Source organism: Escherichia sp. HH41S (assembly GCF_009820115.1).
GTDB classification, from domain to species: Bacteria; Pseudomonadota; Gammaproteobacteria; order Enterobacterales; family Enterobacteriaceae; genus Escherichia; species Escherichia coli_F.
Genome location: NZ_VNXE01000008.1, coordinates 113,981 through 140,935 on the forward strand (window position 1 = coordinate 113,981; position 26,955 = coordinate 140,935).

Annotated in this window: 21 protein-coding genes and 1 riboswitch; of the genes, 15 read left to right on the forward strand and 6 right to left on the reverse strand. The window is 51.7% G+C overall.

All coding sequences use genetic code 11. The annotated features are described in order from the left end of the window. Window positions 1-168: 168 nt before the first annotated feature. The 5 genes from FQZ95_RS02520 to FQZ95_RS02540 are packed head-to-tail and all read left to right on the forward strand — an operon-like array spanning window position 169 to window position 5,118. Window positions 169-1,248: a PTS fructose transporter subunit EIIC gene (locus FQZ95_RS02520; protein WP_160529852.1), complete on the forward strand. Its 1,080-nt coding sequence runs from the start codon at window positions 169-171 to the stop codon at window positions 1,246-1,248. Window positions 1,249-1,262: 14 nt separating this feature from the next. Next, window positions 1,263-1,583: a PTS fructose-like transporter subunit IIB gene (locus FQZ95_RS02525; RefSeq protein ID WP_000161265.1), complete on the forward strand. Its 321-nt coding sequence runs from the start codon at window positions 1,263-1,265 to the stop codon at window positions 1,581-1,583. A gap of 50 nt (window positions 1,584-1,633) precedes the next feature. Next, complete coding sequence (locus FQZ95_RS02530) at window positions 1,634-3,931, forward strand: formate C-acetyltransferase (protein WP_160529853.1); 2,298 nt, start codon at window positions 1,634-1,636, stop codon at window positions 3,929-3,931. After that, entirely contained in the window at window positions 3,897-4,775 is an 879-nt protein-coding gene (locus FQZ95_RS02535; RefSeq protein ID WP_160529854.1) for a [formate-C-acetyltransferase]-activating enzyme, read from the forward strand. Before FQZ95_RS02530 ends, FQZ95_RS02535 begins: the two co-directional genes overlap by 35 nt. 1 nt (window position 4,776) lies before the next feature. Beyond that, window positions 4,777-5,118 carry a PTS fructose-like transporter subunit IIB gene (locus FQZ95_RS02540; RefSeq protein WP_000323849.1) on the forward strand — a complete coding sequence of 114 codons (342 nt, stop codon included), beginning with the start codon at window positions 4,777-4,779 and terminating at the stop codon, window positions 5,116-5,118. Here FQZ95_RS02540 and FQZ95_RS02545 read toward each other — a convergent pair. The 4 genes from FQZ95_RS02545 to argE all read right to left on the reverse strand — a co-directional run bounded on the left by FQZ95_RS02545 (window position 5,105) and on the right by argE (window position 12,179). Continuing rightward, window positions 5,105-5,956: a helix-turn-helix transcriptional regulator gene (locus FQZ95_RS02545; RefSeq protein ID WP_160529855.1), complete on the reverse strand. Its 852-nt coding sequence runs from the start codon at window positions 5,954-5,956 to the stop codon at window positions 5,105-5,107. The two genes, FQZ95_RS02540 and FQZ95_RS02545, sit on opposite strands and share 14 nt — an antisense overlap. A gap of 201 nt (window positions 5,957-6,157) precedes the next feature. Then, a complete protein-coding gene (locus tag FQZ95_RS02550; protein ID WP_000556301.1) occupies window positions 6,158-7,891 on the reverse strand; it encodes a phosphoethanolamine transferase CptA in 1,734 nt (577 codons plus the stop codon). Between the two features lie 183 nt (window positions 7,892-8,074). Further along, window positions 8,075-10,726, reverse strand: coding sequence for a phosphoenolpyruvate carboxylase (gene ppc / locus FQZ95_RS02555; RefSeq protein WP_001005598.1), 2,652 nt, complete (start codon window positions 10,724-10,726; stop codon window positions 8,075-8,077). Between the two features lie 301 nt (window positions 10,727-11,027). Next, a complete protein-coding gene (argE, locus tag FQZ95_RS02560; protein WP_160529856.1) occupies window positions 11,028-12,179 on the reverse strand; it encodes an acetylornithine deacetylase in 1,152 nt (383 codons plus the stop codon). 153 nt (window positions 12,180-12,332) lie between these two features. Between argE and argC the strand changes: the two genes are divergently transcribed. The 6 genes from argC (at window position 12,333) to oxyR (ending at window position 19,774) form a co-directional block, all read left to right on the forward strand. Further along, window positions 12,333-13,337, forward strand: coding sequence for an N-acetyl-gamma-glutamyl-phosphate reductase (argC, locus tag FQZ95_RS02565; RefSeq protein WP_000935360.1), 1,005 nt, complete (start codon window positions 12,333-12,335; stop codon window positions 13,335-13,337). Between the two features lie 7 nt (window positions 13,338-13,344). Continuing rightward, window positions 13,345-14,121 carry an acetylglutamate kinase gene (gene argB, locus FQZ95_RS02570; protein WP_001362445.1) on the forward strand — a complete coding sequence of 259 codons (777 nt, stop codon included), beginning with the start codon at window positions 13,345-13,347 and terminating at the stop codon, window positions 14,119-14,121. Between the two features lie 60 nt (window positions 14,122-14,181). Further along, the gene (argH, locus tag FQZ95_RS02575) at window positions 14,182-15,555 is read left to right on the forward strand and encodes an argininosuccinate lyase (RefSeq protein ID WP_160529857.1); all 1,374 of its coding nucleotides are present in this window, start codon (window positions 14,182-14,184) and stop codon (window positions 15,553-15,555) included. Window positions 15,556-16,040: 485 nt separating this feature from the next. Next, window positions 16,041-17,255, forward strand: a complete 1,215-nt coding sequence (gene manD / locus FQZ95_RS02580) for a D-mannonate dehydratase ManD (RefSeq protein ID WP_160529858.1) — start codon at window positions 16,041-16,043, stop codon at window positions 17,253-17,255. A gap of 66 nt (window positions 17,256-17,321) precedes the next feature. Continuing rightward, window positions 17,322-18,605: an MFS transporter gene (locus FQZ95_RS02585; RefSeq protein WP_000382176.1), complete on the forward strand. Its 1,284-nt coding sequence runs from the start codon at window positions 17,322-17,324 to the stop codon at window positions 18,603-18,605. Between the two features lie 251 nt (window positions 18,606-18,856). Beyond that, window positions 18,857-19,774, forward strand: a complete 918-nt coding sequence (oxyR, locus tag FQZ95_RS02590; protein WP_001025939.1) for a DNA-binding transcriptional regulator OxyR — start codon at window positions 18,857-18,859, stop codon at window positions 19,772-19,774. Here the strand turns inward: oxyR and sthA are convergent. Then, window positions 19,757-21,157 (reverse strand): Si-specific NAD(P)(+) transhydrogenase, encoded by a 1,401-nt coding sequence (sthA, locus tag FQZ95_RS02595; protein ID WP_160529859.1) that lies wholly within the window; start codon window positions 21,155-21,157, stop codon window positions 19,757-19,759. The genes oxyR and sthA overlap by 18 nt on opposite strands. A 331-nt stretch (window positions 21,158-21,488) precedes the next feature. Between sthA and fabR the strand changes: the two genes are divergently transcribed. Then, the gene (gene fabR / locus FQZ95_RS02600) at window positions 21,489-22,139 is read left to right on the forward strand and encodes an HTH-type transcriptional repressor FabR (protein WP_001309117.1); all 651 of its coding nucleotides are present in this window, start codon (window positions 21,489-21,491) and stop codon (window positions 22,137-22,139) included. After that, window positions 22,139-22,498 carry a YijD family membrane protein gene (locus FQZ95_RS02605; protein WP_000806411.1) on the forward strand — a complete coding sequence of 120 codons (360 nt, stop codon included), beginning with the start codon at window positions 22,139-22,141 and terminating at the stop codon, window positions 22,496-22,498. The genes fabR and FQZ95_RS02605 overlap by 1 nt, the downstream gene beginning before the upstream one ends. Window positions 22,499-22,536: 38 nt before the next feature. Here the strand turns inward: FQZ95_RS02605 and trmA are convergent, their stop codons facing one another. Beyond that, window positions 22,537-23,637, reverse strand: coding sequence for a tRNA (uridine(54)-C5)-methyltransferase TrmA (gene trmA / locus FQZ95_RS02610; protein ID WP_000187026.1), 1,101 nt, complete (start codon window positions 23,635-23,637; stop codon window positions 22,537-22,539). A gap of 113 nt (window positions 23,638-23,750) precedes the next feature. After that, window positions 23,751-23,940: riboswitch (cobalamin riboswitch) on the forward strand. A gap of 65 nt (window positions 23,941-24,005) precedes the next feature. Here trmA and btuB point away from each other — a divergent pair. Beyond that, window positions 24,006-25,850: a TonB-dependent vitamin B12 receptor BtuB gene (gene btuB / locus FQZ95_RS02615; protein WP_105279095.1), complete on the forward strand. Its 1,845-nt coding sequence runs from the start codon at window positions 24,006-24,008 to the stop codon at window positions 25,848-25,850. Continuing rightward, window positions 25,795-26,652: a glutamate racemase gene (gene murI, locus FQZ95_RS02620; protein ID WP_160529860.1), complete on the forward strand. Its 858-nt coding sequence runs from the start codon at window positions 25,795-25,797 to the stop codon at window positions 26,650-26,652. The genes btuB and murI overlap by 56 nt, the downstream gene beginning before the upstream one ends. The last annotated feature ends 303 nt before the right edge of the window (window positions 26,653-26,955 follow it).

The following is a 26,955-nucleotide window of genomic DNA, read 5'->3' on the forward strand; positions in this document are numbered from 1 at the left end:
GCATGCTTCCGGGTTATCGCAAGTTATGAGGCGGATCGCATTTTTGTACTGATATTACAAAAGTCCAGTAAATGGCCTTTTTATCCACTGTTTGCTCCGCCTGCGATTGCCTATTGTTTCCTCCATCAAAAATATGGACATGGGCTTTTGCAAGCCCGGGAGCAGCTTATGAATGAGTTGGTGCAGATCCTGAAAAATACCCGTCAGCATTTAATGACGGGCGTTTCACATATGATTCCCTTCGTGGTATCGGGCGGTATTTTGCTGGCGGTTTCCGTCATGTTGTATGGCAAAGGCGCAGTGCCGGATGCCGTAGCCGATCCGAATCTGAAAAAACTGTTTGATATCGGCGTTGCGGGGTTGACGCTGATGGTGCCTTTCCTCGCAGCGTACATCGGTTATTCCATTGCAGAACGTTCTGCGCTGGCTCCGTGCGCCATCGGTGCCTGGGTTGGTAACAGCTTTGGTGCGGGCTTCTTTGGCGCGCTGATCGCCGGGATTATCGGCGGCATCGTGGTGCATTACCTGAAGAAAATTCCGGTGCATAAAGTTCTGCGCTCGGTGATGCCAATCTTCATCATTCCGATCGTCGGCACACTGATTACCGCTGGTGTCATGATGTGGGGACTGGGCGAGCCGGTGGGGGCGTTGACCAACAGCCTGACCCAGTGGCTTCAGGGCATGCAACAAGGCAGCGTAGTGATGCTGGCGGTGATCATGGGATTGATGCTGGCCTTTGATATGGGCGGCCCGGTTAACAAAGTGGCCTATGCCTTCATGCTGATTTGCGTTGCTCAGGGTGTATATACCGTGGTGGCCATTGCTGCCGTGGGTATTTGTATCCCGCCGCTGGGGATGGGGCTGGCGACGCTGATTGGTCGTAAAAATTTCTCTGCAGAAGAGCGCGAAACCGGCAAAGCGGCGCTGGTGATGGGGTGCGTTGGGGTTACTGAAGGGGCGATTCCTTTCGCCGCTGCCGATCCGCTGCGTGTCATTCCTTCCATCATGGTCGGTTCAGTTTGTGGTGCAGTAACTGCGGCGCTGGTCGGTGCGCAGTGCTATGCAGGCTGGGGTGGTCTGATTGTGCTGCCGGTGGTTGAAGGCAAGCTGGGTTATATCGCAGCAGTGGCTGTCGGGGCGGTTGTGACGGCAGTCTGCGTGAACGTGCTGAAAAGTCTGGCGCGTAAAAATGGGTCTTCGACTGATGAAAAAGAAGACGACCTGGATTTGGATTTTGAAATTAATTAATTGAGGAACGAGCCATGACGAAAATTATTGCAGTAACCGCGTGTCCATCTGGTGTTGCCCATACTTATATGGCGGCAGAGGCGCTGGAAAGTGCCGCGAAAGCGAAAGGCTGGGAAGTGAAAGTAGAAACCCAGGGCTCGATTGGTCTGGAAAATGAACTGACTGCGGAAGACGTGGCGAGCGCCGATATGGTGATTCTGACCAAAGATATCGGCATTAAGTTTGAAGAGCGTTTTGCTGGCAAGACCATTGTGCGCGTCAACATCAGCGACGCGGTAAAACGTGCTGACGCCATTATGAGCAAAATTGAAGCTCACCTGGCACAAACCGCTTAAGTCCTTATCCCGCTCGCAAGGGCGGGTTCGCTTCCCCACAGGAGTTCCTCATGACGAATCGTATCTCTCGCCTTAAAACTGCACTGTTTGCTAATACCCGTGAAATCTCGCTGGAGCGGGCGCTGCTTTATACCGCCAGCCATCGGCAAACCGAAGGCGAACCAGTGATATTGCGCCGGGCGAAAGCAACAGCGTATATCCTTGAACATGTTGAAATTTCGATTCGTGATGAAGAACTGATTGCTGGTAACCGTACCGTAAAACCGCGCGCCGGGATTATGTCGCCGGAAATGGACCCTTACTGGCTGCTGAAAGAGCTGGATCAATTTCCGACGCGACCGCAGGACCGCTTCGCCATTAGTGAAGAAGATAAACGTATCTACCGCGAAGAACTGTTCCCATACTGGGAAAAACGTTCGATGAAAGATTTCATCAACGGGCAGATGACGGATGAAGTAAAAGTCGCGACCAGCACGCAGATTTTCAGTATCAACCAGACAGATAAAGGCCAGGGGCACATCATTATTGATTACCCGCGCCTGCTGAATCACGGGCTGGGTGAGCTGGTGGCGCAGATGCAGCAACATTGCCAGCAACAGCCGGAGAATCACTTTTATCAGGCTGCGCTGTTATTGCTCGAAGCCTCGCAGAAACACATTTTGCGTTACGCCGAACTGGCGGAAACGATGGCGGCAAACTGCACTGATGCCCAGCGTCGCGAAGAACTGCTGACTATCGCGGAGATCTCCCGCCATAACGCCGAACATAAGCCGCAGACGTTCTGGCAAGCGTGCCAGTTGTTCTGGTACATGAACATCATTCTGCAATACGAATCCAACGCCAGCTCGCTGTCTTTAGGGCGCTTCGACCAGTATATGTTGCCATTCTATCAGGCATCATTAACCCAGGGCGAAGATCCGGCGTTCCTGAAAGAACTGCTCGAATCTTTATGGGTGAAATGCAACGACATCGTGCTGTTACGCTCCACCAGCAGCGCGCGCTATTTTGCAGGTTTCCCGACCGGCTATACCGCCCTGCTCGGTGGGTTAACCGAAAACGGACGTAGCGCGGTGAACGTGCTTTCGTTCCTTTGCCTCGATGCCTATCAAAGCGTGCAATTACCACAACCGAACCTGGGTGTGCGCACTAACGCCTTGATCGACACGCCGTTCCTGATGAAAACCGCAGAAACCATTCGCCTCGGCACGGGTATTCCGCAAATCTTCAACGATGAAGTGGTGGTGCCAGCGTTCCTCAATCGTGGAGTTTCGCTGGAAGATGCGCGCGATTATTCCGTAGTGGGTTGCGTGGAGTTATCTATTCCTGGCAGAACCTATGGTCTGCATGACATCGCGATGTTTAACCTGCTGAAAGTGATGGAAATCTGCCTGCATGAAAATGAAGGTAATACCACGCTGAGTTATGAAGGTTTGCTGGAACAGATCCGCGCCAAGATCAGCCACTACATCACCCTGATGGTTGAAGGCAGCAATATTTGTGATATCGGTCACCGTGACTGGGCTCCTGTACCGCTGCTCTCGTCGTTTATCAGCGATTGTCTGGAAAAAGGCCGCGATATTACCGATGGCGGCGCGCGTTATAACTTCTCCGGCGTACAGGGGATCGGTATCGCCAACCTGAGCGATTCTCTCCATGCGTTGAAAGGGATGGTTTTTGAGCAACAGCGTTTAAGTTTTGACGAATTGCTGTCGGTATTAAAAGCCAACTTCGCAACGCCAGAAGGCGAAAAAGTCCGCGCTCGCTTAATTAACCGCTTTGAGAAATACGGTAACGATATCGACGAGGTGGATAACATTAGCGCTGAACTCCTGCGTCATTACTGCAAAGAAGTGGAAAAATACCAGACCCCGCGCGGTGGCTACTTCACGCCAGGATCGTATACCGTTTCTGCTCATGTCCCGTTGGGAGCGGTGGTTGGTGCGACGCCAGACGGTCGTTTTGCCGGGGAACAACTGGCAGACGGTGGCTTGTCTCCCATGCTGGGCCAGGACGCACAAGGACCAACGGCGGTACTGAAATCAGTCAGCAAGCTCGATAACACGCTGCTTTCTAACGGTACGTTGCTGAACGTGAAATTCACTCCGGCGACCCTGGAAGGTGAAGCGGGATTACGCAAACTAGCCGACTTCTTACGGGCATTTACCCAGCTTAAGTTGCAGCATATTCAGTTTAACGTGGTGAACGCTGACACGTTGCGGGAAGCCCAACAGCGCCCACAGGACTATGCCGGGCTGGTGGTGCGCGTAGCCGGATACAGCGCCTTCTTTGTCGAATTGTCGAAGGAGATCCAGGATGACATCATCCGCCGGACAGCGCATCAGCTGTAACGTTGTGGAAACGCGCCGCGATGATGTGGCGCGCATTTTCAACATTCAGCGTTATTCACTGAATGACGGCGAGGGCATTCGTACGGTGGTCTTTTTTAAAGGCTGCCCGCATCTTTGCCCGTGGTGTGCTAATCCGGAGTCGATCTCCGGCAAAATCCAGACGGTGCGCAGAGAGGCGAAATGCCTGCACTGCGCAAAATGTTTGCGTGATGCGGATGAATGCCCCTCCGGCGCGTTTGAACGGATTGGTCGCGATATCAGCCTTGACGCGCTGGAGCGGGAAGTGATGAAAGATGACATTTTCTTTCGCGCGTCCGGCGGTGGCGTCACGCTTTCTGGCGGCGAAGTGTTAATGCAGGCGGAGTTTGCTACCCGTTTTTTACAGCGACTTCGTCTGTGGGGCGTGTCATGCGCCATCGAAACTGCCGGAGACGCGCCAGCCAGCAAGCTGTTACCGCTGGCGAAATTGTGCGATGAAGTGTTGTTCGATTTAAAAATAATGGATGCAACTCAGGCGCGGGATGTGGTGAAGATGAACCTGCCGCGCGTGCTGGAGAACCTGCGTTTGCTGGTGAGCGAAGGTGTTAATGTGATCCCGCGCTTGCCACTGATCCCTGGTTTCACGCTCAGTCGGGAGAATATGCAGCAGGCGCTGAACGTACTGATCCCGCTGAATATCAGGCAGATCCATCTGTTACCGTTTCACCAGTACGGCGAACCGAAATACCGCCTGCTGGGGAAAACATGGTCGATGAAAGAGGTGCCTGCGCCGTCGTCAGCCGATGTGGCAACGATGCGCGAAATGGCAGAACGGGCCGGATTTCAGGTTACCGTGGGAGGTTAAAATGGCATACCTGGTGGCAGTAACCGCCTGCGTCAGTGGCGTGGCGCATACTTATATGGCGGCGGAACGGCTGGAAAAGTTGTGCCAGTTAGAGAAGTGGGGCGTCAGCATTGAAACTCAGGGCGCGCTGGGGACGGAGAATCGTTTAGCGGACGAGGATATCCGTCGGGCGGATGTTGCGCTGTTAATTACGGATATCGAGCTTGCCGGTGCCGAGCGATTTGAACATTGCCGCTATGTGCAATGCAGCATCTACGCATTCCTGCGTGAGCCGCAGCGGGTAATGAGCGCGGTGCGCAAAGTGCTTTCTGCGCCGCAGCAAACCCATCTTATTCTGGAGTAGTCGGTTTTTCTGTCAGTTGGCTGTGGTACTGCCGACGATATTCCGACGGCGAGCGTTCGGTGTTTTTACGAAACAGACGGCAGAAGTAGTTGCTGTCGACAAAGCCGCAGGCGTGCGCCACTTCTTTTACCTTCAGGTCATAGCCTTTCAATAACGTCTTAGCGTGTTCCAGTCGCGTGTGATTCAGGTATTCGTTAAAACCAATGGCCCCCGTTTTTTGAAACAGGTGCGAGAGATAGTTTGGTGAAATATAGAATGCCTGTGCGACAGATTCGCGGGTAAGCGCGGAGGCATAGCGTTCGTCGATATAATCGCGAATAGCTTCGAATAGTGCCTGGCTGCGTGAGGCGGTCTGGATTTGGCTGCCAAGCAAATCGCGGCAGTGGCTAAGCAGGCTGGCGACGATAAGCCTTGCCGTTTGCTGCTCTTGCGACTGCATTTGCATTTCATTGAGCGTTTGTAGCAGAAAAGAACCAATGCGCGGGCCGCGTCGGGCGACGTGTTGCTTCGCCAGATTTTGATATTGTTTGCCATCCCATTGCACGACGCTGAAGCCGAGTTGCTGTTTGCCAAACAGCACGCTAAAGGTGGTCGCGGGGGCTTGCCATTGTGGGAAATTCCAGCCGCCAGCGGGAACGTACAGTACATCGCCGGGAACTAACGTTGCTCCAGCGCCGGTATCAACAAACTCGCCTTCCAGCACAATTTCCAGCCGTGGAAAATCGACCCGATATGCGAGATCGGGCACCGGACCGTTGCTGCTGGCAAAGTAAATCTGGCGCAGCGACAGCGGGCCGTTGATCAGGCGGGAGAGCAGATAGCTGACGTCGTGATACATGTTATTCCCTTAGGTAGGTAGTCGGGAAAACAGTAACTGGCATTATGAAAAAAGGCCACCTGAAAAGTGTGGCCTGATGGGAGTTCGATGTAAACATTGCGGCGGTTTCAGTCGCTTTATCTGGCCTACTGCCGCGATCTGTAGGCCGGATAAGACGCTTCATTCAGGCGTCGCATCCGGCAAATAGCACCTGGCTGATAATTACTGATTACCCACCTGATCGCCATACGGCAGAGTGTCGTAATCGATCAGCGCGTTTTTCTTGTACGGGTTACCAATCCAGCGGGTAGTTTCTTTGAACTGCGGATTCACCACTGAACGGGTTGGATCGTAACCGTCGTAAGATAAGCCCGCCAAATCTGACCAGGTGTGGATCAGTTCCGCCAGGCTGTATTTACGATCAACATCCTGCGAGAAATCACGCGGATGAGTCGCTTGCCATTTTTCTGACGTCCACAGCAGGAACGGAATGGTGTACATATGACGCGTCGGGTTGTCCTCATTACGCCCCTGAGTTTTGTGCGGCGGCGTGTCGTAAACCTCTTCACCGTGGTCAGAGAAGTAAACCAGGAAACCGTTCGGGTCTGCTGCTTTAAAGTCTTTAATCAGGCTGGCAACCACATGATCGTTATACAGGTTAGCGTTATCATAATCGTTATATGACTCCAGCTCTTCTGCGCTTAGTCCCGGCGGAACATGATCGGTATTGCCATCAAACTTGCCCTGATTTTCCGGGTAGCGGTATTTGTATTTGATATGCGTACCCAGCAGATGAACGATGATCAGTTTCTTCGGCGCAGGGTCCTTCAGCACTTCCTGGAACGGCTTCAGCACGTTGGTGTCGTATTCACGCGCACTCTGCGTACGTTGCTGGTTCATGTAGTACTGCTTGTCGGTCTGGCGCGAAAATACCGTCAGCATGGTATTGCGGGCGGTCATCGTCTGCTGGTTGGTGATCCAGAAGGTTTTATAACCCGCCTGTTTCATCATGTTCATCAGCGACGGCTGCGTCAGATACAGATCCGGGTTCTTTTCATTGGCAAAAGTCAGCGCCTGTTGCAGGATTTCAATGGTGTACGGACGAGACGTCACCACGTTATTAAACACGGTCAGATTCGGATCGGTTTTATGCAGCGCATCCAGCTCCGGCGTGGTTTCACGCGGATAACCGTACAGACTCATGCGTCCACGCTGGGTCGACTCGCCAATCACCAGCACTAAGGTGCGCGGTTCGTTACCCGATTCATCTTTGAAATTAGCCAGCGGCGGCAAGGCATTATTTTCATTCAGTAGCTTTGTTAGCGAGTTTAGTTGCTGACGATACTGATAATAGCCGGTCAGGAATTGCCACGGTGCGGCAGGCTCCATACGCGATGCCAGGTTATCCAACGTTTTCTCAAACGGCTTGTTTTTGATAAACGTATTCATGGCGATCGGATGCAGAATCAAGCCATAAAGCAGGGCAAAAGAGACAACATAACGCCACGGCTTTGGAATATAGACCGGGCGCAGGCGTGTCCACAGCAGAACTGCCACCGCCGTATAGGCCAGCGCGATAAGCACAATTTTCAGGCTGAAATACTGGCTTAAATACTCGCTGGCTTCGTTGGTGTTGGTTTCGAACATCACAAACAGAACGCTCTGCGAGAACTCCTGACCGTAGATGACGTAGTAGCACAGCGCCGCCAGAGAGGCCGCCCATAGCACTACGCCGATTACTGCGGCAATAATTTTAATACGCTTCGGAAAGAGGAATACCGGGATCAACCACAGCGAACTGAATAACAGCGAGTCGCGAATGCCGTTAGTGCCACTATAACCACTGATGTAAATAATGGCCTGTAGCAGAGTAGAGAAAAACCAAAAGTAGAGCAGTGCCCAACCTAGGGCTTTCCAGCTAAAAAGAGGTTTAGCCTGGACTTCTGTGGAATGCATAGTAAGAACCTGTCTTGAAAAAATATCGCCGAATGTAACGACAATTCCTTAAGGATATCTGAAGGGATATCCAGAATTTGAATAAAATGCAGACAGAAATATATTGAAAACGAGGGTGTTAGAACAGAAGTATTTCAGAAAACCCTCGCGCAAAAGCACGAGGGTTTGCAGGAGGGGGGAAGATTAGCCGGTATTACGCATACCTGCCGCAATCCCGGCAATAGTAACCATTAACGCTTGCTCGACGCGAGGATCCGGTTCCTGGCCTTCTTTTTCTGCCTGGCGGGAGCGGTGCAGCAACTCGGCCTGCAATACGTTCAGTGGGTCGGTGTAAATATTTCGCAGCTGAATAGACTCCGCAATCCACGGCAGATCGGCCATCAGGTGAGAATCGTTGGCAATCGCCAGCACCACTTTGATGTCTTCTTCTTGCAGATTACGTAACTCTTTACCTAACGGCCACAATGCTTTGTCTACCAGACGTTGATCATAGTATTCCGCCAGCCACAGGTCTGCTTTGGCGAAGACCATCTCCAGCATGCCGAGACGCGTCGAGAAGAATGGCCAGTCGCGGCACATGGCTTCCAGTTCGCTCTGCTTGCCATCTTCGACCACTTTTTGCAGCGCCGTACCTGCACCCAGCCAGGCGGGGAGCATCAGGCGGTTTTGTGTCCAGGCAAAAATCCACGGAATGGCGCGCAGTGACTCGACGCCGCCGGTCGGGCGACGTTTCGCCGGACGTGAACCCAACGGCAGTTTGCCCAGCTCTTGTTCCGGCGTAGCGGAGCGGAAGTACGGCACAAAATCTTTGTTTTCACGTACGTAGCCACGGTAGAGATCGCAGGAGATGACTGACAGTTCATCCATAATGCGACGCCAGCTCTCTTTCGGCTCCGGCGGTGGCAGCAGGTTGGCTTCCAGAATCGCCCCGGTGTACAGCGACAGGCTGCTAACGGTGATTTCTGGCAGACCATATTTAAAGCGGATCATCTCGCCCTGTTCGGTCACGCGCAGGCCGCCTTTCAGGCTTCCTGGCGGTTGTGACAGCAGCGCCGCATGGGCAGGTGCGCCGCCGCGACCAATGGAACCGCCGCGGCCGTGGAACAGCGTCAGTTCAATACCCGCTTTTTCGCAGGTTTTGATTAATGCATCCTGTGCCTGATATTGCGCCCAGGAAGCCGCCATCACCCCCGCATCTTTTGCTGAGTCGGAATAGCCAATCATCACCATCTGTTTGCCCTGAATCAGGCCGCGATACCAGTCGATATTGAGCAACTGGGTCATGACATCGTTGGCGTTGTTCAGGTCATCAAGGGTTTCAAACAGCGGTGCAACCGGCATCGCAAATCCAATACCCGCTTCTTTCAGCAGCAGGTGTACAGCCAGTACGTCGGACGGCGTTTTTGCCATCGAGATCACGTAGGCGGCAATGGAACCTTGCGGTGCTTCAGCAATTACCTGACAGGTATCAAGTACTTCGCGCGTTTCGGCGCTCGGTTGCCAGTTACGCGGCAGAAGAGGGCGTTTGGAGTTCAGTTCGCGGATCAGGAACGCCTGTTTGTCGGCCTCTGACCAGCTTTCGTAGTCGCCGATGCCGAGGTAGCGGGTCAGTTCGCCCAGCGCTTCGGTATGACGGGTGCTCTCCTGACGGATATCAATACGGACCAGCGGTACACCGAAACATTTCACGCGGCGCAGGGTGTCGAGCAGATCGCCGTTGGCAATAATACCCATGCCACACGCCTGAAGGGACTGGTAGCAAGCGTAGAGCGGCTCCCACAATTCTTCGTTCTGCGTCAGCAGACCCTCTGGTTTTGGTACTTCTTCACCTTTCAGGCGCGCTTCCAGCCATGCCTGTGTCGCCATCAAGCGGGAACGCAGGTTTTTCATCAGATAGCGATACGGTTCTGCGGCACCTTCTTCGCCGACCAGCGCCAGCAGTTCCGGAGTTGCTTCAACCATCGACAGTTCAGAAACCAGAACTTGAATATCTTTCAGGAACAGATCGGTGGCTTTCCAGCGGCTGAGCAGCAGGACGTGGCGGGTGATATCGGCAGTGACGTTCGGGTTTCCGTCGCGGTCGCCGCCCATCCACGAGGTAAAACGCACCGGAACAAATTCGACGGGTAGTTTGTAGCCGAGGTTCTCTTCCAGTTGTTCGTTCAGTTCGCGCAGGTAATTCGGTACGCCTTGCCACAGGCTGTTTTCTACTACGGCAAAGCCCCATTTGGCCTCATCTACCGGGCTTGGGCGCAGCTTACGGATTTCATCGGTATGCCATGACTGGGCGATCAACTGGCGCAGGCGGCGCATCAGTTGGTTATGTTCGTAGTCGGCGATATCTTTGTTGTCGAGCTGTTTTAAGCAGGCGTTCACTTCCACCATTTTGTGGATCAGCGTACGACGGGTAATTTCGGTTGGGTGAGCCGTGAGGACCAGTTCCAGCGACAGCGATTCCACTGCTTTTTTGATGGTGTCTTCGCTCAGTTCCGGCTGGTTTTTCAGTTTACGCAGGGTGCGGGCGATCACTTCCGGATTGCTGGCTGCTTCGCCTTTCGGCGAAATGCTATGGTATTGCTCGGCGGTGTTAGCCAGATTCAGGAACTGACTAAACGCACGCGCAACGGGCAGCAGCTCGTCGTTCGACAAATTTTGTAAAGTGGTGAGCAACTCCTGGCGGTTAGCATCATTGCCAGCGCGTGAAGATTTGGACAACTTACGGATAGTTTCAACGCGTTCAAGAATGTGTTCTCCCAACGCATCCTTGATGGTTTCTCCCAGCACTTTGCCGAGCATACTGACATTACTACGCAATGCGGAATATTGTTCGTTCATATTACCCCAGACACCCCATCTTATCGTTTGATAGCCCTGTATCCTTCACGTCGCATTGGCGCGAATATGCTCGGGCTTTGCTTTTCGTCGTCTTTTATAAAGCCACGTAAAAGCGGTGACGTCAAATGCTGCGAAATCGCTTCAGCAAACGAATAAATAGCAGGAATTTACGCCATTAAATTCACGACGCTTTAAATAAGCGTAACTTATGGAAATGTTAAAAAATCGCCTTGAGTAACACCAAAGGTGTAGGTCGGATAAGATGCGCAAGCATCGCATCCGACATTGTTTGGCCTACGTTTTAATGCCAGCAGAAATGGTGAATCACCTGGGTGATCAGTTCGCGGGTGGGCTTGATAAACCGTGTCTCCAGGTATTCATCAGGCTGATGAGCCTGATTAATTGAGCCAGGTCCCAGCACCAGCGTCGGGCATAACGTCTGAATAAACGGCGCTTCGGTACAGTAGTTCACTACTTCGGTCTTTGCTCCGAGCAATTTCTCAACCACTTCAACCAGTTGATGATTCGGTGGGCATTCATAGCCAGGAATCGGTGGATGCAGCTCGTCGACCGTCAGACGACCCGGCCAGCGCTCGCTCACCGGAGACAATGCATCGTTGAGCAAACCATTAAGTTCATTGAGTGTCATGCCTGGCAGCGGACGAATATCCATATGCAACTCACAGCAAGCACAAATACGGTTAGAAGCGTCGCCACCGTGAATATGCCCGAGGTTGAGCGTGGGGTATGGCACGGTAAACGCTTCGTAGTGATAACGTTCTTTCAGGTTATCGCGCAATTGCAAAATATGCCCGATGGCGTCGTGCATCAGTTCGATAGCGTTAACTCCGCGTGCTGGATCGCTGGAGTGGCCCGACTGGCCCTGAATACGGATGGCGTTAGAGATATGACCTTTATGTGCACGTACCGGTTGTAGTGACGTCGGTTCGCCAATGATGGCGCAATCCGGGCACAGGGCGGTAGTTTCGGCAAAATAACGCGCTCCTGCCATACTGGTCTCTTCATCGGCAGTCGCCAGAATGTAGAGCGGTTTTTTCAGTTTCGTGACGTCGACATCGCGTAGTGCATCGAGGATAAACGCAAAAAAGCCTTTCATGTCGGCGGTGCCTAAGCCGTAAAGCTTGCCGTCATGCTCTGTCAGCGTAAACGGATCGCGCGTCCAGCGGCCGTCATCAAATGGCACCGTATCGGTATGCCCCGCCAGCAGCAAACCGCCAGCTCCCTGTCCGCAACTGGCTAGCATATTAAATTTGTTGCGAGTTCCCGGCACGGGCTGCACTTCCACATTGAAGCCCAAATCTTTAAACCAGTCCGCCAGCAGAGTGATTAAATCTGCATTGCTTTGATCGAGTGCCTCTTCCGTGGCGCTTATTGAAGGTGTGGCAATCAGAGCACGGTAAATCTCGATAAATGGCGGTAATTTGTTTTTCATTGTTGACACACCTCTGGTCATGATAGTATCAATATTCATGCAGTATTTGTGAATAAAAATACACTAACGTTGAGCGTAATAAAACCCACCAGCCGTAAGGTGAATGTTTTACGTTTAACCAGGCAACCAGACATAAGAAGGTGAATAGCCCCGATGTTGAATACGCTGATTGTGGGTGCCAGCGGTTACGCTGGCGCAGAGCTAGTGACCTATGTAAATCGCCATCCGCATATGAACATAACCGCTTTGACTGTTTCAGCGCAAAGCAATGATGCGGGAAAGTTAATCTCCGATTTGCATCCGCAGCTAAAAGGCATCGTTGATCTGCCGTTGCAGCCGATGTCGGATATCAGTGAGTTTAGCCCAGGGGTGGACGTGGTGTTTCTTGCTACTGCCCATGAAGTTAGTCACGATTTAGCGCCACAATTTCTTGAAGCGGGCTGTGTGGTGTTCGACCTTTCCGGCGCGTTTCGTGTTAACGACGCCACCTTCTATGAAAAATATTACGGCTTTAGCCATCAATACCCGGAACTGTTGGAACAGGCAGCTTACGGTCTGGCGGAGTGGTGCGGTCATAAATTAAAAGAAGCGAACTTAATTGCGGTGCCTGGCTGTTATCCGACGGCGGCGCAATTGGCGCTGAAACCGTTGATTGATGCCGATCTTCTTGACCTCAATCAGTGGCCGGTTATCAACGCCACCAGTGGTGTGAGCGGAGCAGGACGTAAGGCAGCGATTTCAAATAGTTTTTGTGAAGTTAGCCTGCAACCGTATGGTGTCTTTACCCATCGCCACCAGCCGGAGATCGCCACGCATCTCGGTGCTGACGTTATTTTTACCCCGCATCTGGGCAATTTCCCGCGCGGCATTCTCGAAACCATTACCTGCCGCCTGAAGCCTGGCGTGAACCAGGCGCAAGTCGCGCAAGCGTTACAGCAGGCGTATGCCCATAAACCGCTGGTACGGTTGTATGACAAAGGCGTTCCGGCGCTGAAAAATGTCGTCGGGCTGCCGTTCTGCGATATCGGTTTTGCCGTTCAGGGGGAACATCTGATTATTGTGGCGACCGAAGACAACTTATTGAAAGGCGCGGCAGCACAAGCGGTACAGTGCGCCAATATTCGTTTCGGCTATGCGGAAACGCAGTCTCTTATTTAGGGGTGCAATGATGAATCCATTAATTATCAAACTGGGCGGCGTACTGCTGGATAGTGAAGAGGCGCTGGAACGTCTGTTTAGCGCCCTGGTGAATTATCGCGAGTCACATCAGCGTCCGCTGGTGATTGTCCACGGCGGCGGCTGCGTGGTGGATGAGCTGATGAAAGGACTGAATCTGCCGGTGAAAAAGAAAAACGGCCTGCGGGTGACGCCTGCGGATCAGATAGACATTATCACCGGAGCGCTGGCGGGAACGGCAAATAAAACCCTGCTGGCATGGGCGAAGAAACATCAGATTGCAGCCGTAGGTTTGTTTCTCGGTGACGGCGACAGCGTAAAAGTGACCCAGCTCGATGAAGAGTTAGGCCATGTTGGACTGGCGCAGCCAGGTTCGCCTAAGCTTATCAACACGTTGCTGGAAAACGGTTATCTGCCAGTGGTCAGCTCCATTGGCGTAACGGACGAAGGGCAACTGATGAACGTCAATGCTGACCAGGCGGCGACGGCGCTGGCGGCAACGCTGGGCGCGGATCTGATTTTGCTCTCTGATGTCAGCGGTATTCTCGACGGCAAAGGGCAACGTATTGCCGAAATGACCGCAGCGAAAGCAGAACAACTGATTGAGCAGGGCATTATTACTGACGGCATGATAGTGAAAGTGAACGCGGCGCTGGACGCTGCGCGCACGCTGGGTCGCCCGGTAGATATTGCCTCCTGGCGTCATGCGGAACAGCTTCCGGCACTGTTTAACGGTATGCCGATGGGTACGCGGATTTTAGCTTAAGTTTTGTTGGCCGGAGACGTAGCTTTCTGGCATTGAATTTCAAAATAAGGAAACAGAGTTATGGCACTTTGGGGCGGGCGTTTTACCCAGGCAGCAGATCAACGGTTTAAACAATTCAACGACTCACTGCGCTTTGATTACCGTCTGGCGGAGCAGGATATTGTTGGCTCTGTGGCCTGGTCCAAAGCGCTGGTAACGGTAGGCGTGTTAACCGCAGAAGAACAGGTGCAACTGGAAGAGGCGCTCAATGTGCTGCTGGAAGATGTTCGCGCCAGACCACAACAAATTCTTGAAAGCGACGCTGAAGATATCCATAGCTGGGTAGAAGGCAAACTGATCGACAAAGTGGGCCAGTTAGGCAAAAAACTGCACACCGGGCGTAGCCGTAATGATCAGGTAGCGACTGACCTGAAACTGTGGTGCAAAGATACCGTTAGTGAGTTACTGACGGCTAACCGACAGTTACAATCCGCTCTGGTCGAGACCGCGCAGAATAATCAGGACGCGGTAATGCCTGGTTACACTCACCTGCAACGCGCCCAGCCGGTGACGTTTGCGCACTGGTGCCTGGCCTATGTTGAGATGCTGGCGCGTGATGAAAGCCGTTTGCAGGATGCGCTTAAGCGTCTGGATGTCAGCCCGTTAGGCTGTGGCGCACTGGCGGGAACGGCTTATGAAATCGACCGTGAACAGTTAGCAGGCTGGCTGGGCTTTGCCTCGGCGACCCGTAACAGTCTCGACAGCGTTTCTGACCGCGACCACGTGCTGGAACTGCTTTCTGCCGCCGCTATCGGTATGGTGCATTTGTCGCGTTTTGCCGAAGATCTGATTTTCTTTAACACCGGCGAAGCGGGTTTTGTGGAGCTTTCTGATCGTGTTACTTCCGGTTCATCATTAATGCCGCAGAAGAAAAACCCGGATGCGCTGGAGCTGATTCGCGGTAAATGCGGTCGTGTTCAGGGCGCGTTGACTGGCATGATGATGACGCTGAAAGGTTTGCCGCTGGCTTACAACAAAGATATGCAGGAAGACAAAGAGGGCTTATTCGACGCACTCGATACCTGGCTGGACTGCCTGCATATGGCGGCGCTGGTGCTGGACGGGATTCAGGTGAAACGCCCACGTTGCCAGGAAGCGGCTCAGCAGGGTTACGCCAACGCCACTGAACTGGCGGATTACCTGGTGGCGAAAGGCGTACCTTTCCGCGAGGCGCATCATATTGTGGGTGAAGCGGTGGTGGAAGCCATTCGTCAGGGCAAACCGCTGGAAGATCTGCCGCTCGTCGAGTTGCAGACATTCAGTCAGGTGATTGGCGAAGATGTCTATCCGATTCTGTCGCTGCAATCGTGCCTCGACAAGCGTGCGGCAAAAGGCGGCGTCTCACCGCAGCAGGTGGCGCAGGCGATTGCTTTTGCGCAGGCGCGGTTGGGGTAATTGGTTTATATTGCTCCCCTGAAAATGGGGAGCTTACCACGCCTATAAAGTAGCGACACTACGTAGGCGGACTGCCTCAGGCAGAAATTTGTCAGCATTCTGGTGACCTTAAATTTAACGCCCAACCAGAACTATTATTTGTCATATTCCTTTTTATTCTTGCGTCTTCTTTACCTTCACTCTCCCCATGAAAATCATATTTTCAATACATCAATCAATACATATTTTAATTAATTGAATATAATTCATTTCTATTGCTGCGCTCATTTTTAATGATTAATGGAGTTTGTTATGTGATTATTTAACGTGTTGTTTTAACGATGATGGTTAATTATTCAGGTGGTTTTTGAGGGTGTTTTTTCTCCTCGGCGGAAATTTTTATTTTTAATGTGATCACGGTTGAATAATCGCTCTTTCTCTCTTGTATGGTAGTAGGCGTAAAATTAAGTTTGAAGCGTCTATTTACAACACAGGAGATTGCAATAATGAAAATTATTGCTGCAGATGTTTTTGTTACTTGCCCAGGACGTAATTTCGTTACGCTTAAAATAACCACTGCAAGCGGACTTTGTGGATTGGGAGATGCCACATTAAATGGTCGCGAATTGTCGGTCGCTTCTTATCTGAAAGATCATCTTTGTCCACAATTAATTGGCCGCGATGCCAGCCGTATCGAAGATATCTGGCAATTCTTTTATAAAGGTGCTTACTGGCGACGTGGCCCCGTCACGATGTCGGCCATTTCTGCCATTGATATGGCGTTGTGGGATATCAAAGCCAAAGCGGCAAATATGCCATTGTATCAACTGCTTGGTGGGGCTTCTCGTGAAGGCGTGATGGTTTATTGCCACACCACCGGGCGCACGATTGATGAAGTCCTTGAAGACTATGCAAAGCACCAGCAGATGGGCTTTAAGGCGATTCGTGTGCAGTGCGGTGTACCGGGTATGCAAACCACTTATGGCCTGGCGAAGGGCAAAGGACTGGCGTATGAACCGGCAACCAAAGTCCTGTGGCCGGAAGAGCAGTTGTGGTCTTCAGAAAAGTATCTCGATTTTACACCGAAGTTATTTGAAGCGGTGCGTAATAAGTTCGGTTTTAACGAACATCTGTTGCATGACATGCACCATCGCCTGACTCCTATCGAAGCGGCGCGCTTTGGGAAGAGCATTGAGGATTACCGCCTGTTCTGGATGGAAGATCCGACGCCTGCCGAGAACCAGGAATGTTTTCGTCTGATTCGCCAGCATACTGTGACGCCGATTGCGGTCGGTGAAGTGTTTAACAGTATCTGGGACTGCAAGCAGTTAATCGAAGAGCAGCTGATTGACTATATTCGCACGACGATTACCCATGCAGGCGGCATTACCGGGATGCGACGGATTGCCGATTTTGCATCGCTTTATCAGGTACGTACCGGTTCGCATGGCCCTTCAGATTTATCGCCTGTTTGTCATGCGGCGGCGCTGCATTTTGACCTCTGGGTGCCAAACTTTGGTGTTCAGGAGTACATGGGCTATTCCGAACAAATGCTTGAAGTCTTCCCGCACAGCTGGCGCTTCGATGAAGGTTATATGCACCCAGGCGATGAACCGGGGCTGGGTATTTCTTTCGATGAGAAACTGGCGGCGAAATATCCGTATGACCCGGCGTATCTCCCCGTCGCACGACTGGAAGATGGCACATTGTGGAACTGGTAATAACGGTTCGCTTAATTATTTTCTGAATAGTCAGCAAATCGATTAATTCCGCTCAAGGAGCTAAAAATGGACGTTGATGTGTCAACCAGTGTTGCGGGTAATAAACCGCAACGGATTCGTCGTATTCAGACAGTAACGCTGGTTTTATTATTTATGGCGGGGATCGTTAATTTCCTCGACCGTTCGTCATTGAGCGTGGCAGGCGAAGCGATTCGTGGCGAGTTAGGATTATCGGCGACAGAATTTGGCGTTTTGCTTTCTGCATTTTCTCTGTCTTATGGTTTTTCACAACTCCCTTCCGGTATTTTGCTAGACCGCTTTGGCCCACGAATAGTTTTAGGTGCAGGCTTAATATTCTGGTCATTAATGCAGGCATTAACAGGAATGGTTAATTCTTTTAGCCACTTTATTTTAATGCGTATCGGTCTGGGTATTGGCGAAGCGCCATTTATGCCTGCGGGAGTAAAGTCGATCACCGACTGGTATGCGCAAAAAGAACGCGGCACGGCGCTGGGGATTTTTAACTCATCTACCGTTATCGGTCAGGCTATTGCGCCTCCTGCTCTTGTATTGATGCAGCTGGCATGGGGCTGGCGGGCAATGTTCGTCATCATCGGCGTGGCGGGGATTCTGGTTGGGATCTGTTGGTACGCGTGGTATCGCAACCGGGCGCAGTTTGTCCTGACCGACGAAGAACGGACCTATCTCTCCGCGCCGGTTAAACCGCGTCCACAATTACAATTTAGCGAGTGGCTGGCGCTGTTTAAGCATCGGACAACCTGGGGGATGATTTTAGGTTTCTCTGGCGTCAATTATACCGGTTGGCTCTACATCGCGTGGTTACCCGGTTATTTACAAGCCGAGCAAGGCTTCAGTCTGGCGAAAACCGGTTGGGTGGCGGCGATTCCTTTCCTCGCGGCGGCGGTCGGGATGTGGGTTAACGGTATTGTTGTCGATCGGCTGGCGAAAAAAGGCTACGACCTGGCGAAGACGCGTAAAACGGCTATTGTCTGCGGTTTGATGATGTCGGCATTAGGCACGTTGCTGGTCGTGCAATCCTCCTCGCCAGCCCAGGCTGTAGCGTTTATCTCAATGGCGCTGTTCTGCGTGCATTTCGCGGGAACATCTGCATGGGGACTGGTGCAGGTGATGGTGTCAGAAACAAAAGTGGCTTCCATCGCCGGGATTCAAAACTTTGGCAGTTTTGTTTTTGCTTCCTTTGCTCCGATCGTAACCGGTTGGGTAGTGGATACCACGCACTCGTTTAATCTGGCGCTGGTTATCGCGGCCTGTGTGACGTTCACCGGGGCGCTGTGTTACTTCTTTATTGTCAAAGATCGGATTGAGTAACTGTTACTATCAGGCTCTCTTGCTGTGGGCCTGTAGAATAAAAAAAAGCGGATCCTGGAGATCCGCAAAAGTTCACGTTGGCTTTAGTTATTCGAGTTGAGAAACTCTCGAAACGGGCAGTGACTTCAAGGGTTAAAAGAGGTGCCGCTCCGTTTCTGTGAGCAATTATCAGTCAGAATGCTTGATAGGGATAATCGTTCATTGCTATTCTACCTATCGCCATGAACTATCGTGGCGATGGAGGATGGATAATGAATATTCGTGATCTTGAGTACCTGGTGGCATTGGCTGAACACCGTCATTTTCGGCGTGCGGCAGATTCCTGCCACGTTAGCCAGCCGACGCTTAGCGGGCAAATTCGTAAGCTGGAAGATGAGCTGGGCGTGATGTTGCTGGAGCGGACCAGCCGTAAAGTGTTATTCACCCAGGCGGGAATGCTGCTGGTGGATCAGGCGCGTACCGTGCTGCGTGAGGTGAAAGTCCTTAAAGAGATGGCAAGCCAGCAGGGCGAGACAATGTCCGGGCCGCTGCATATTGGTTTGATTCCCACGGTTGGGCCTTACCTGTTACCGCATATTATCCCGATGCTGCACCAGACCTTTCCAAAGCTGGAAATGTATCTGCATGAAGCACAGACCCACCAGTTACTGGCGCAACTGGACAGCGGCAAACTCGATTGCGTGATCCTCGCGCTGGTGAAAGAGAGCGAAGCATTCATTGAAGTGCCGTTGTTTGATGAGCCAATGTTGCTGGCTATCTATGAAGATCACCCGTGGGCGAACCGCGAATGCGTACCAATGGCCGATCTGGCAGGGGAAAAACTGCTGATGCTGGAAGATGGTCACTGTTTGCGCGATCAGGCAATGGGTTTCTGCTTTGAAGCCGGGGCGGATGAAGATACACACTTCCGCGCGACCAGCCTGGAAACTCTGCGCAACATGGTGGCGGCAGGTAGCGGGATCACTTTACTGCCTGCGCTGGCTGTGCCGCCGGAGCGTAAACGCGATGGGGTTGTTTATTTGCCGTGTATTAAGCCGGAACCACGCCGCACTATTGGCCTGGTTTATCGTCCGGGCTCACCGCTGCGCAGCCGCTATGAGCAGCTGGCAGAGGCCATCCGCGCAAGAATGGATGGCCATTTCGATAAAGTGTTAAAACAGGCGGTTTAAACCGTTTAACGCGGCTACCCGATAGGCTTCCGCCATCGTCGGGTAGTTAAAGGTGGTGTTGACGAAGTACTCAATAGTGTTGCCGCCACCTTTCTGTTCCATAATCGCCTGACCGATATGAATAATTTCGGCTGCGCGCTCGCCAAAGCAGTGAATGCCCAGAATCTCTTTTGTTTCCCGATGGAACAAAATTTTCAGCGTGCCCACGTTCATGCCGACGATTTGTGCGCGTGCCAGATGTTTGAACTGGGCGCGGCCCACTTCATATGGCACTTTCATCGCGGTCAGCTGCTGTTCGGTTTTGCCCACAGAGCTGATTTCCGGGATGGTGTAAATACCGGTAGGGATATCTTCAATCAGATGTGCGGTGGCTTCGCCTTTCACCAGCGCCTGCGCGGCAATGCGCCCCTGGTCATAGGCCGCCGACGCCAGGCTCGGATAACCAATCACGTCGCCCACCGCGTAAACGTGTGGCTGTGCGGTCTGATACATGCTGTTGACCTTCAGCTGTCCACGACTGTCAGTTTCCAGCCCAATGTTCTGTAACGCCAGCGAATCGGTATTACCGGTGCGACCGTTGGCATAGAGAAGACAGTCGGCTTTCAGCTTTTTGCCCGACTTCAGATGCATAATCACACCGTCGTCACAGCCTTCGATCTTTTCGTACTCTTCGTTGTGACGAATCACTACGCCACTGTTCCAGAAGTGATAGGAGAGAGAATCTGACATCTCTTGATCGAGAAATGCCAGCAGGCGATCGCGGGTATTGATCAGATCCACTTTTACATCCATACCGCGGAAGATCGACGCATATTCACAGCCGATCACTCCAGCACCGTAAATCAGTACATGGCGCGGTTCGTGGTGCATGCTAAGAATTGAGTCGCTGTCATAAATGCGTGGATGGGTGAAATCAACATCTGTTGGATGATAAGGGCGAGAACCACAGGCAATAACAAATTTTTCAGAGGTTAGTGTTTCGACGCTGCCGTCCGGGCAATCCAGCGCCAACGTATGCTCGTCAACAAAGCGAGCGTTCCCCTGCAATATTTCACAGTGATTACGTTCGTAAAATCCCTGACGCATGCGCGTTTGTTGATTAATCACGTTATCGGCATGGTTAAGGATATCGGCAAAAGAAGAGCGGAGCAGTCGGGAATGGTCGCTGTAAAGTGGGTTTTGATTGAATTCTATAATGCGGCTGACGGCGTGACGGAGAGCTTTCGACGGGATGGTGCCCCAGTGGGTGCAACCGCCGCCAACATTTTGATAACGCTCGATAACTGCGACGCGCGCACCTTGCTTAACCAGGCCCATTGCAGCGCCTTCGCCGCCGGGGCCGGAACCTATTACTATGGCATCGTAATCGTAGGAATGTGGCATGGTAGGGCTTACCTGTTCTTATACATAAAAGCAACAGAATGGTAACATTTTATCGCGGGTAAGCCAATTGATCCCCGTCATTTATCTGGCTATATCGTGAGCGGCCTTTGCTTTGTCTGTTTCTTACTTTTGCCTTGAACGTTTTATTGGATTTTTATCGCCAGTACTCACCGTTTAAGTGGCAGGTTTCCGTTGTTCGTAAAAGAACCGGCCAAAGAATTGCAGTAAATATGTTTTATTGCGTTACCGTTCATTCACAACACTGGAGCAATCCAGTATGTTCATTCTCTGGTATAGTGCCTGCAGTACTTTTGGCAAGGATTCAGACATCGTGATGGGCGTAAGAGCGCAACAAAAAGAAAAAACCCGCCGTTCGCTGGTGGAAGCCGCATTTAGCCAATTAAGTGCTGAACGCAGCTTCGCCAGCCTGAGTTTGCGTGAAGTGGCGCGTGAAGCGGGCATTGCTCCCACCTCTTTTTACCGGCATTTTCGCGACGTAGACGAACTCGGTCTGACCATGGTTGATGAGAGCGGTTTAATGCTACGCCAACTCATGCGCCAGGCGCGTCAGCGTATCGCCAAAGGCGGGAGTGTGATCCGCACCTCGGTCTCCACATTTATGGAGTTCATCGGTAATAATCCTAACGCCTTCCGGTTATTATTGCGGGAACGCTCCGGCACCTCCGCTGCGTTTCGTGCCGCCGTTGCGCGTGAAATTCAGCACTTCATTGCGGAACTTGCGGACTATCTGGAACTCGAAAACCATATGCCGCGTGCGTTTACTGAAGCGCAAGCCGAAGCCATGGTGACGATTGTCTTCAGTGCGGGTGCCGAGGCGTTGGACGTCGGCGTCGAACAACGTCGGCAATTAGAAGAGCGACTGGTACTGCAACTGCGAATGATTTCGAAAGGGGCTTATTACTGGTATCGCCGTGAACAAGAGAAAACCGCAATTATTCCGGGAAATGTGAAGGACGAGTAATGAAACAAGCAAATCAAGATAGAGGTACGCTGCTGCTGGCGCTGGTGGCTGGCTTATCGATTAATGGTACTTTCGCAGCGCTGTTTAGCTCCATTGTGCCATTTTCTGTATTCCCCATTATTTCCCTGGTGCTGACAGTTTACTGCCTGCATCAACGTTATCTTAATCGCACTATGCCGGTAGGCTTGCCGGGTCTGGCTGCTGCTTGTTTTATTCTCGGCGTACTGCTGTACAGCACGGTAGTTCGTGCGGAATATCCGGATATCGGCTCTAACTTCTTCCCGGCAGTACTGTCCGTCATTATGGTGTTCTGGATTGGCGCGAAGATGCGTAACCGTAAGCAGGAAGTTGCTGAGTAATCGGTTCATGCCGGATGCTAGCGCATCCGGCATGGGCTTTACTTAGCGGTCAGTAATACGCCGCACTCCATATGGTGCGTATAGGGGAACTGATCAAACAGAGCCAGACGTTCAACCTTGTGCGTCTGGCTTAATGTTTCCAGATTCTTACATAATGTTTCCGGGTTGCAGGAGATATACAGAATACGTGGATACGCCTGCACCATTTTCTCGGTTTCACTGTCCAGACCGCTGCGCGGTGGGTCGACAAAAATGGTTTCGCACTGATAACTCTTCAAGTCGATCCCTTGCAGGCGATTAAACTCGCGCACACCATTCATCGCCTGAGTAAATTCTTCTGCCGCCATACGAATAATTTGGACGTTATCAATATGGTTAGCGGCAATGTTGTATTGCGCGGCAGCGACCGACGGCTTGGCGATTTCGGTGGCTAATACCCGATCAAAATTGCGCGCCAGGGCTAATGAGAAGTTACCGTTGCCGCAGTACAGCTCCAGTAAATCGCCTTTTGAGCCTTTGGTGACGTCCAGCGCCCATTCCAGCATCTGAATATTCATCGCCGCGTTCGGCTGGGTAAAGCTGTTTTCTACCTGACGGTAGATCATCTCTTTCCCTGCGACCGGCAGACGTTCGTCGATGTAATCTTGATCCAGCGCGATTTTGGTTTTCGTTGCCCGACCAATCAGATGCACATTTAAATTTTGTGCGCGCAACGCATCGCGCAGAGCTTCCGCCTGTTGACGCCATTCGTCATCCAGCTTTTTATGGTACAGCAGGGAAACCACCGCCTGATTACTCAGCGTAGTGAGGTAATCAATCTGGAATAGCTTGTGGCGCAGAACGGGATTATTACGCACACCCGCAATCATCGCCGTCATCAACTGGTTGATAAGTTCACTGGCGGCGGGGAAGCTATCCACGCGGATACGGCTTTTGGTTTGTTGATCGAAAATGATGTGGTACAGGTCATCGCCATCGTGCCAGATGCGGAACTCCGCACGCATCCGGTAATGACTGACCGGCGAGCGAAACACTTCCGGAACCAGGTCAGAAAACGGCGCCATCATACTTTGCAAACGTACCACTTTTTCGGCTAACTGCGCTTCATACTGTTCTGTTGGAAGGTGTTCGGGGGTCATGATGTATCCTGAAAATGAAATGTACGCGGCGATTGTAGGGATTGCTCATCAGATGTCCAGATCTTGATGTATTCCTATTTGTGAGCTACGTCTGGACAGCAACTTGTTACAACCTGTAGCATCCACTCGCCGGTCCTGTGAGTTAATAGGGAATCCAGTGCAAATCTGGAGCTGACGCGCAGCGGTAAGGAAAGGTGCGATGATTGCGTTATGCGGACACTGCCATCCGGTGGGAAGTCATCATCTCTTAGTATTTTATATACCCCTCCAAGCCCGAAGACCTGCCGGCTAACGTCGCATCTGGTTCTCATCATCGCGTAATATTGATGAAGCCTGCGGCATCCTTCTTCTATTGTGGATGCTTTACAATGATTAAAAAAGCTTCGCTGCTGACGGCGTGTTCCGTCACGGCATTTTCCGCTTGGGCACAGGATACCAGCCCGGATACTCTCGTCGTTACTGCTAACCGTTTTGAACAGCCGCGCAGCACTGTGCTTGCACCAACCACCGTTGTGACGCGTCAGGATATCGACCGCTGGCAGTCGACCTCGGTCAATGATGTGCTGCGCCGTCTTCCGGGTGTCGATATCACCCAAAACGGCGGTTCAGGTCAGCTCTCATCTATTTTTATTCGCGGTACAAATGCCAGTCATGTGTTGGTGTTAATTGATGGCGTCCGCCTGAATCTGGCGGGGGTGAGTGGTTCTGCCGACCTTAGCCAGTTCCCTATTGCGCTTGTCCAGCGTGTTGAATATATCCGTGGGCCGCGCTCCGCCGTCTATGGTTCCGATGCAATAGGTGGGGTCGTGAATATCATCACGACGCGCGATCAACCCGGAACGGAAATTTCAGCAGGGTGGGGAAGCAATAGCTATCAGAACTATGATGTTTCTACACAGCAACAACTGGGAGATAAGACACGGGTAACGCTGTTGGGCGATTATGCCCATACTCATGGTTATGATGTTGTCGCCTATGGTAATACCGGAACGCAAGCTCAGCCAGATAACGATGGTTTTTTAAGTAAAACGCTTTATGGCGCGCTGGAGCATAACTTTACTGATGTCTGGAGCGGTTTTGTGCGCGGCTATGGCTATGATAACCGTACCAATTATGACGCATATTATTCTCCCGGCTCACCGTTGCTCGATACCCGTAAACTCTATAGCCAAAGTTGGGACGCCGGGCTGCGCTATAACGGCGAACTGATTAAATCACAACTCATTACCAGCTATAGCCATAGCAAAGATTACAACTACGATCCGCATTATGGTCGTTATGATTCGTCGGCGACGCTTGATGAGATGAAGCAATACACCGTCCAGTGGGCAAACAATGTCATCGTTGGTCACGGTAGTATTGGTGCGGGTGTTGACTGGCAGAAACAGACTACAACGCCGGGTACAGGTTATGTAGAGGATGGATATGATCAACGTAATACCGGCATCTATCTGACCGGGCTGCAACAAGTCGGCGATTTTACCTTTGAAGGCGCAGCACGCAGCGACGATAACTCACAGTTTGGTCGTCATGGAACCTGGCAAACCAGCGCCGGTTGGGAATTTATCGAAGGTTATCGCTTCATTGCTTCCTACGGGACATCTTATAAGGCACCAAATCTTGGGCAACTGTATGGCTTCTACGGAAATCCGAATCTGGACCCGGAGAAAAGCAAACAGTGGGAAGGCGCGTTTGAAGGCTTAACCGCTGGGGTGAACTGGCGTATTTCCGGATATCGTAACGATGTCAGTGACTTGATAGATTATGATGATCACACCCTGAAATATTACAACGAAGGGAAAGCGCGGATTAAGGGCGTCGAGGCGACCGCCAATTTTGATACCGGACCACTGACGCATACTGTGAGTTATGATTATGTCGATGCGCGCAATGCAATTACCGACACGCCGTTGTTACGCCGTGCTAAACAGCAGGTGAAATACCAGCTCGACTGGCAGTTGTATGACTTCGACTGGGGTATTACTTATCAGTATTTAGGCACTCGCTATGATAAGGATTACTCATCTTATCCTTATCAAACCGTTAAAATGGGCGGTGTGAGCTTGTGGGATCTTGCGGTTGCGTATCCGGTCACCTCTCACCTGACAGTTCGTGGTAAAATAGCCAACCTGTTCGACAAAGATTATGAGACAGTCTATGGCTACCAAACTGCAGGACGGGAATACACCTTGTCTGGCAGCTACACCTTCTGAACCACGTCCCACCGTGCTGGTGTTTGACTCCGGCGTTGGTGGGTTGTCGGTCTATGACGAGATCCGGCATCTCTTACCGGATCTCCATTACATTTATGCTTTCGATAACGTCGCTTTCCCGTATGGCGAAAAAAGCGAAGAGTTTATTGTTGAGCGAGTGGTGGCAATTGTCACCGCAGTGCAAGAACGCTATCCCCTTGCGCTGGCAGTGGTCGCTTGCAACACCGCCAGTACCGTTTCACTTCCTGCATTACGCGAGAAGTTTGCGTTCCCGGTTGTCGGTGTCGTTCCGGCAATTAAGCCAGCGGCACGTCTGACAGCTAATGGCATTGTCGGATTACTGGCAACCCGCGGAACAGTTAAACGTTCTTATACTCATGAGCTGATCGCGCGTTTCGCTAATGAATGCCAGATAGAAATGCTGGGCTCGGCAGAGATGGTTGAGTTGGCTGAAGCGAAGCTGCATGGCGAAGATGTTTCTCTGGATGCACTAAAGCGTATCTTGCGCCCGTGGTTAAGAATGAAAGAGCCACCAGATACCGTTGTTCTGGGGTGTACCCACTTCCCTCTACTACAAGAAGAACTGTTACAAGTGCTGCCAGAGGGAACACGGCTGGTGGATTCTGGCGCAGCGATTGCTCGCCGAACGGCCTGGTTGTTAGAACATGAAGCCCCGGATGCAAAATCCGCCGATGCGAATATTGCCTTTTGTATGGCAATGACGCCAGAAGCTGAACAATTATTGCCCGTTTTACAGCGCTACGGCTTCGAAACGCTCGAAAAACTGGCAGTTTTAGACTGATTTGGTTGAATGTTGCGCGGTTGGAAAATTATTTTAAATTTCCTCTTGTCAGGCCGGAATAACTCCCTATAATGCGCCACCACTGACACGGAACAACGGCAAACACGCCGCCGGGTCAGCGGGGTTCTCCTGAGAATCTCGACAGAGAAAAGCAAAAAAATGCTTGACTCTGAAGCGGGAAAGCGTATTATGCACACCCCGCGCCGCTGAGAAAAAGCGAAGCGGCACTGCTCTTTAACAATTTATCAGACAATCTGTGTGGGCACTCGAAGATACGGATTCTTAACGTCGCAAGACGAAAAA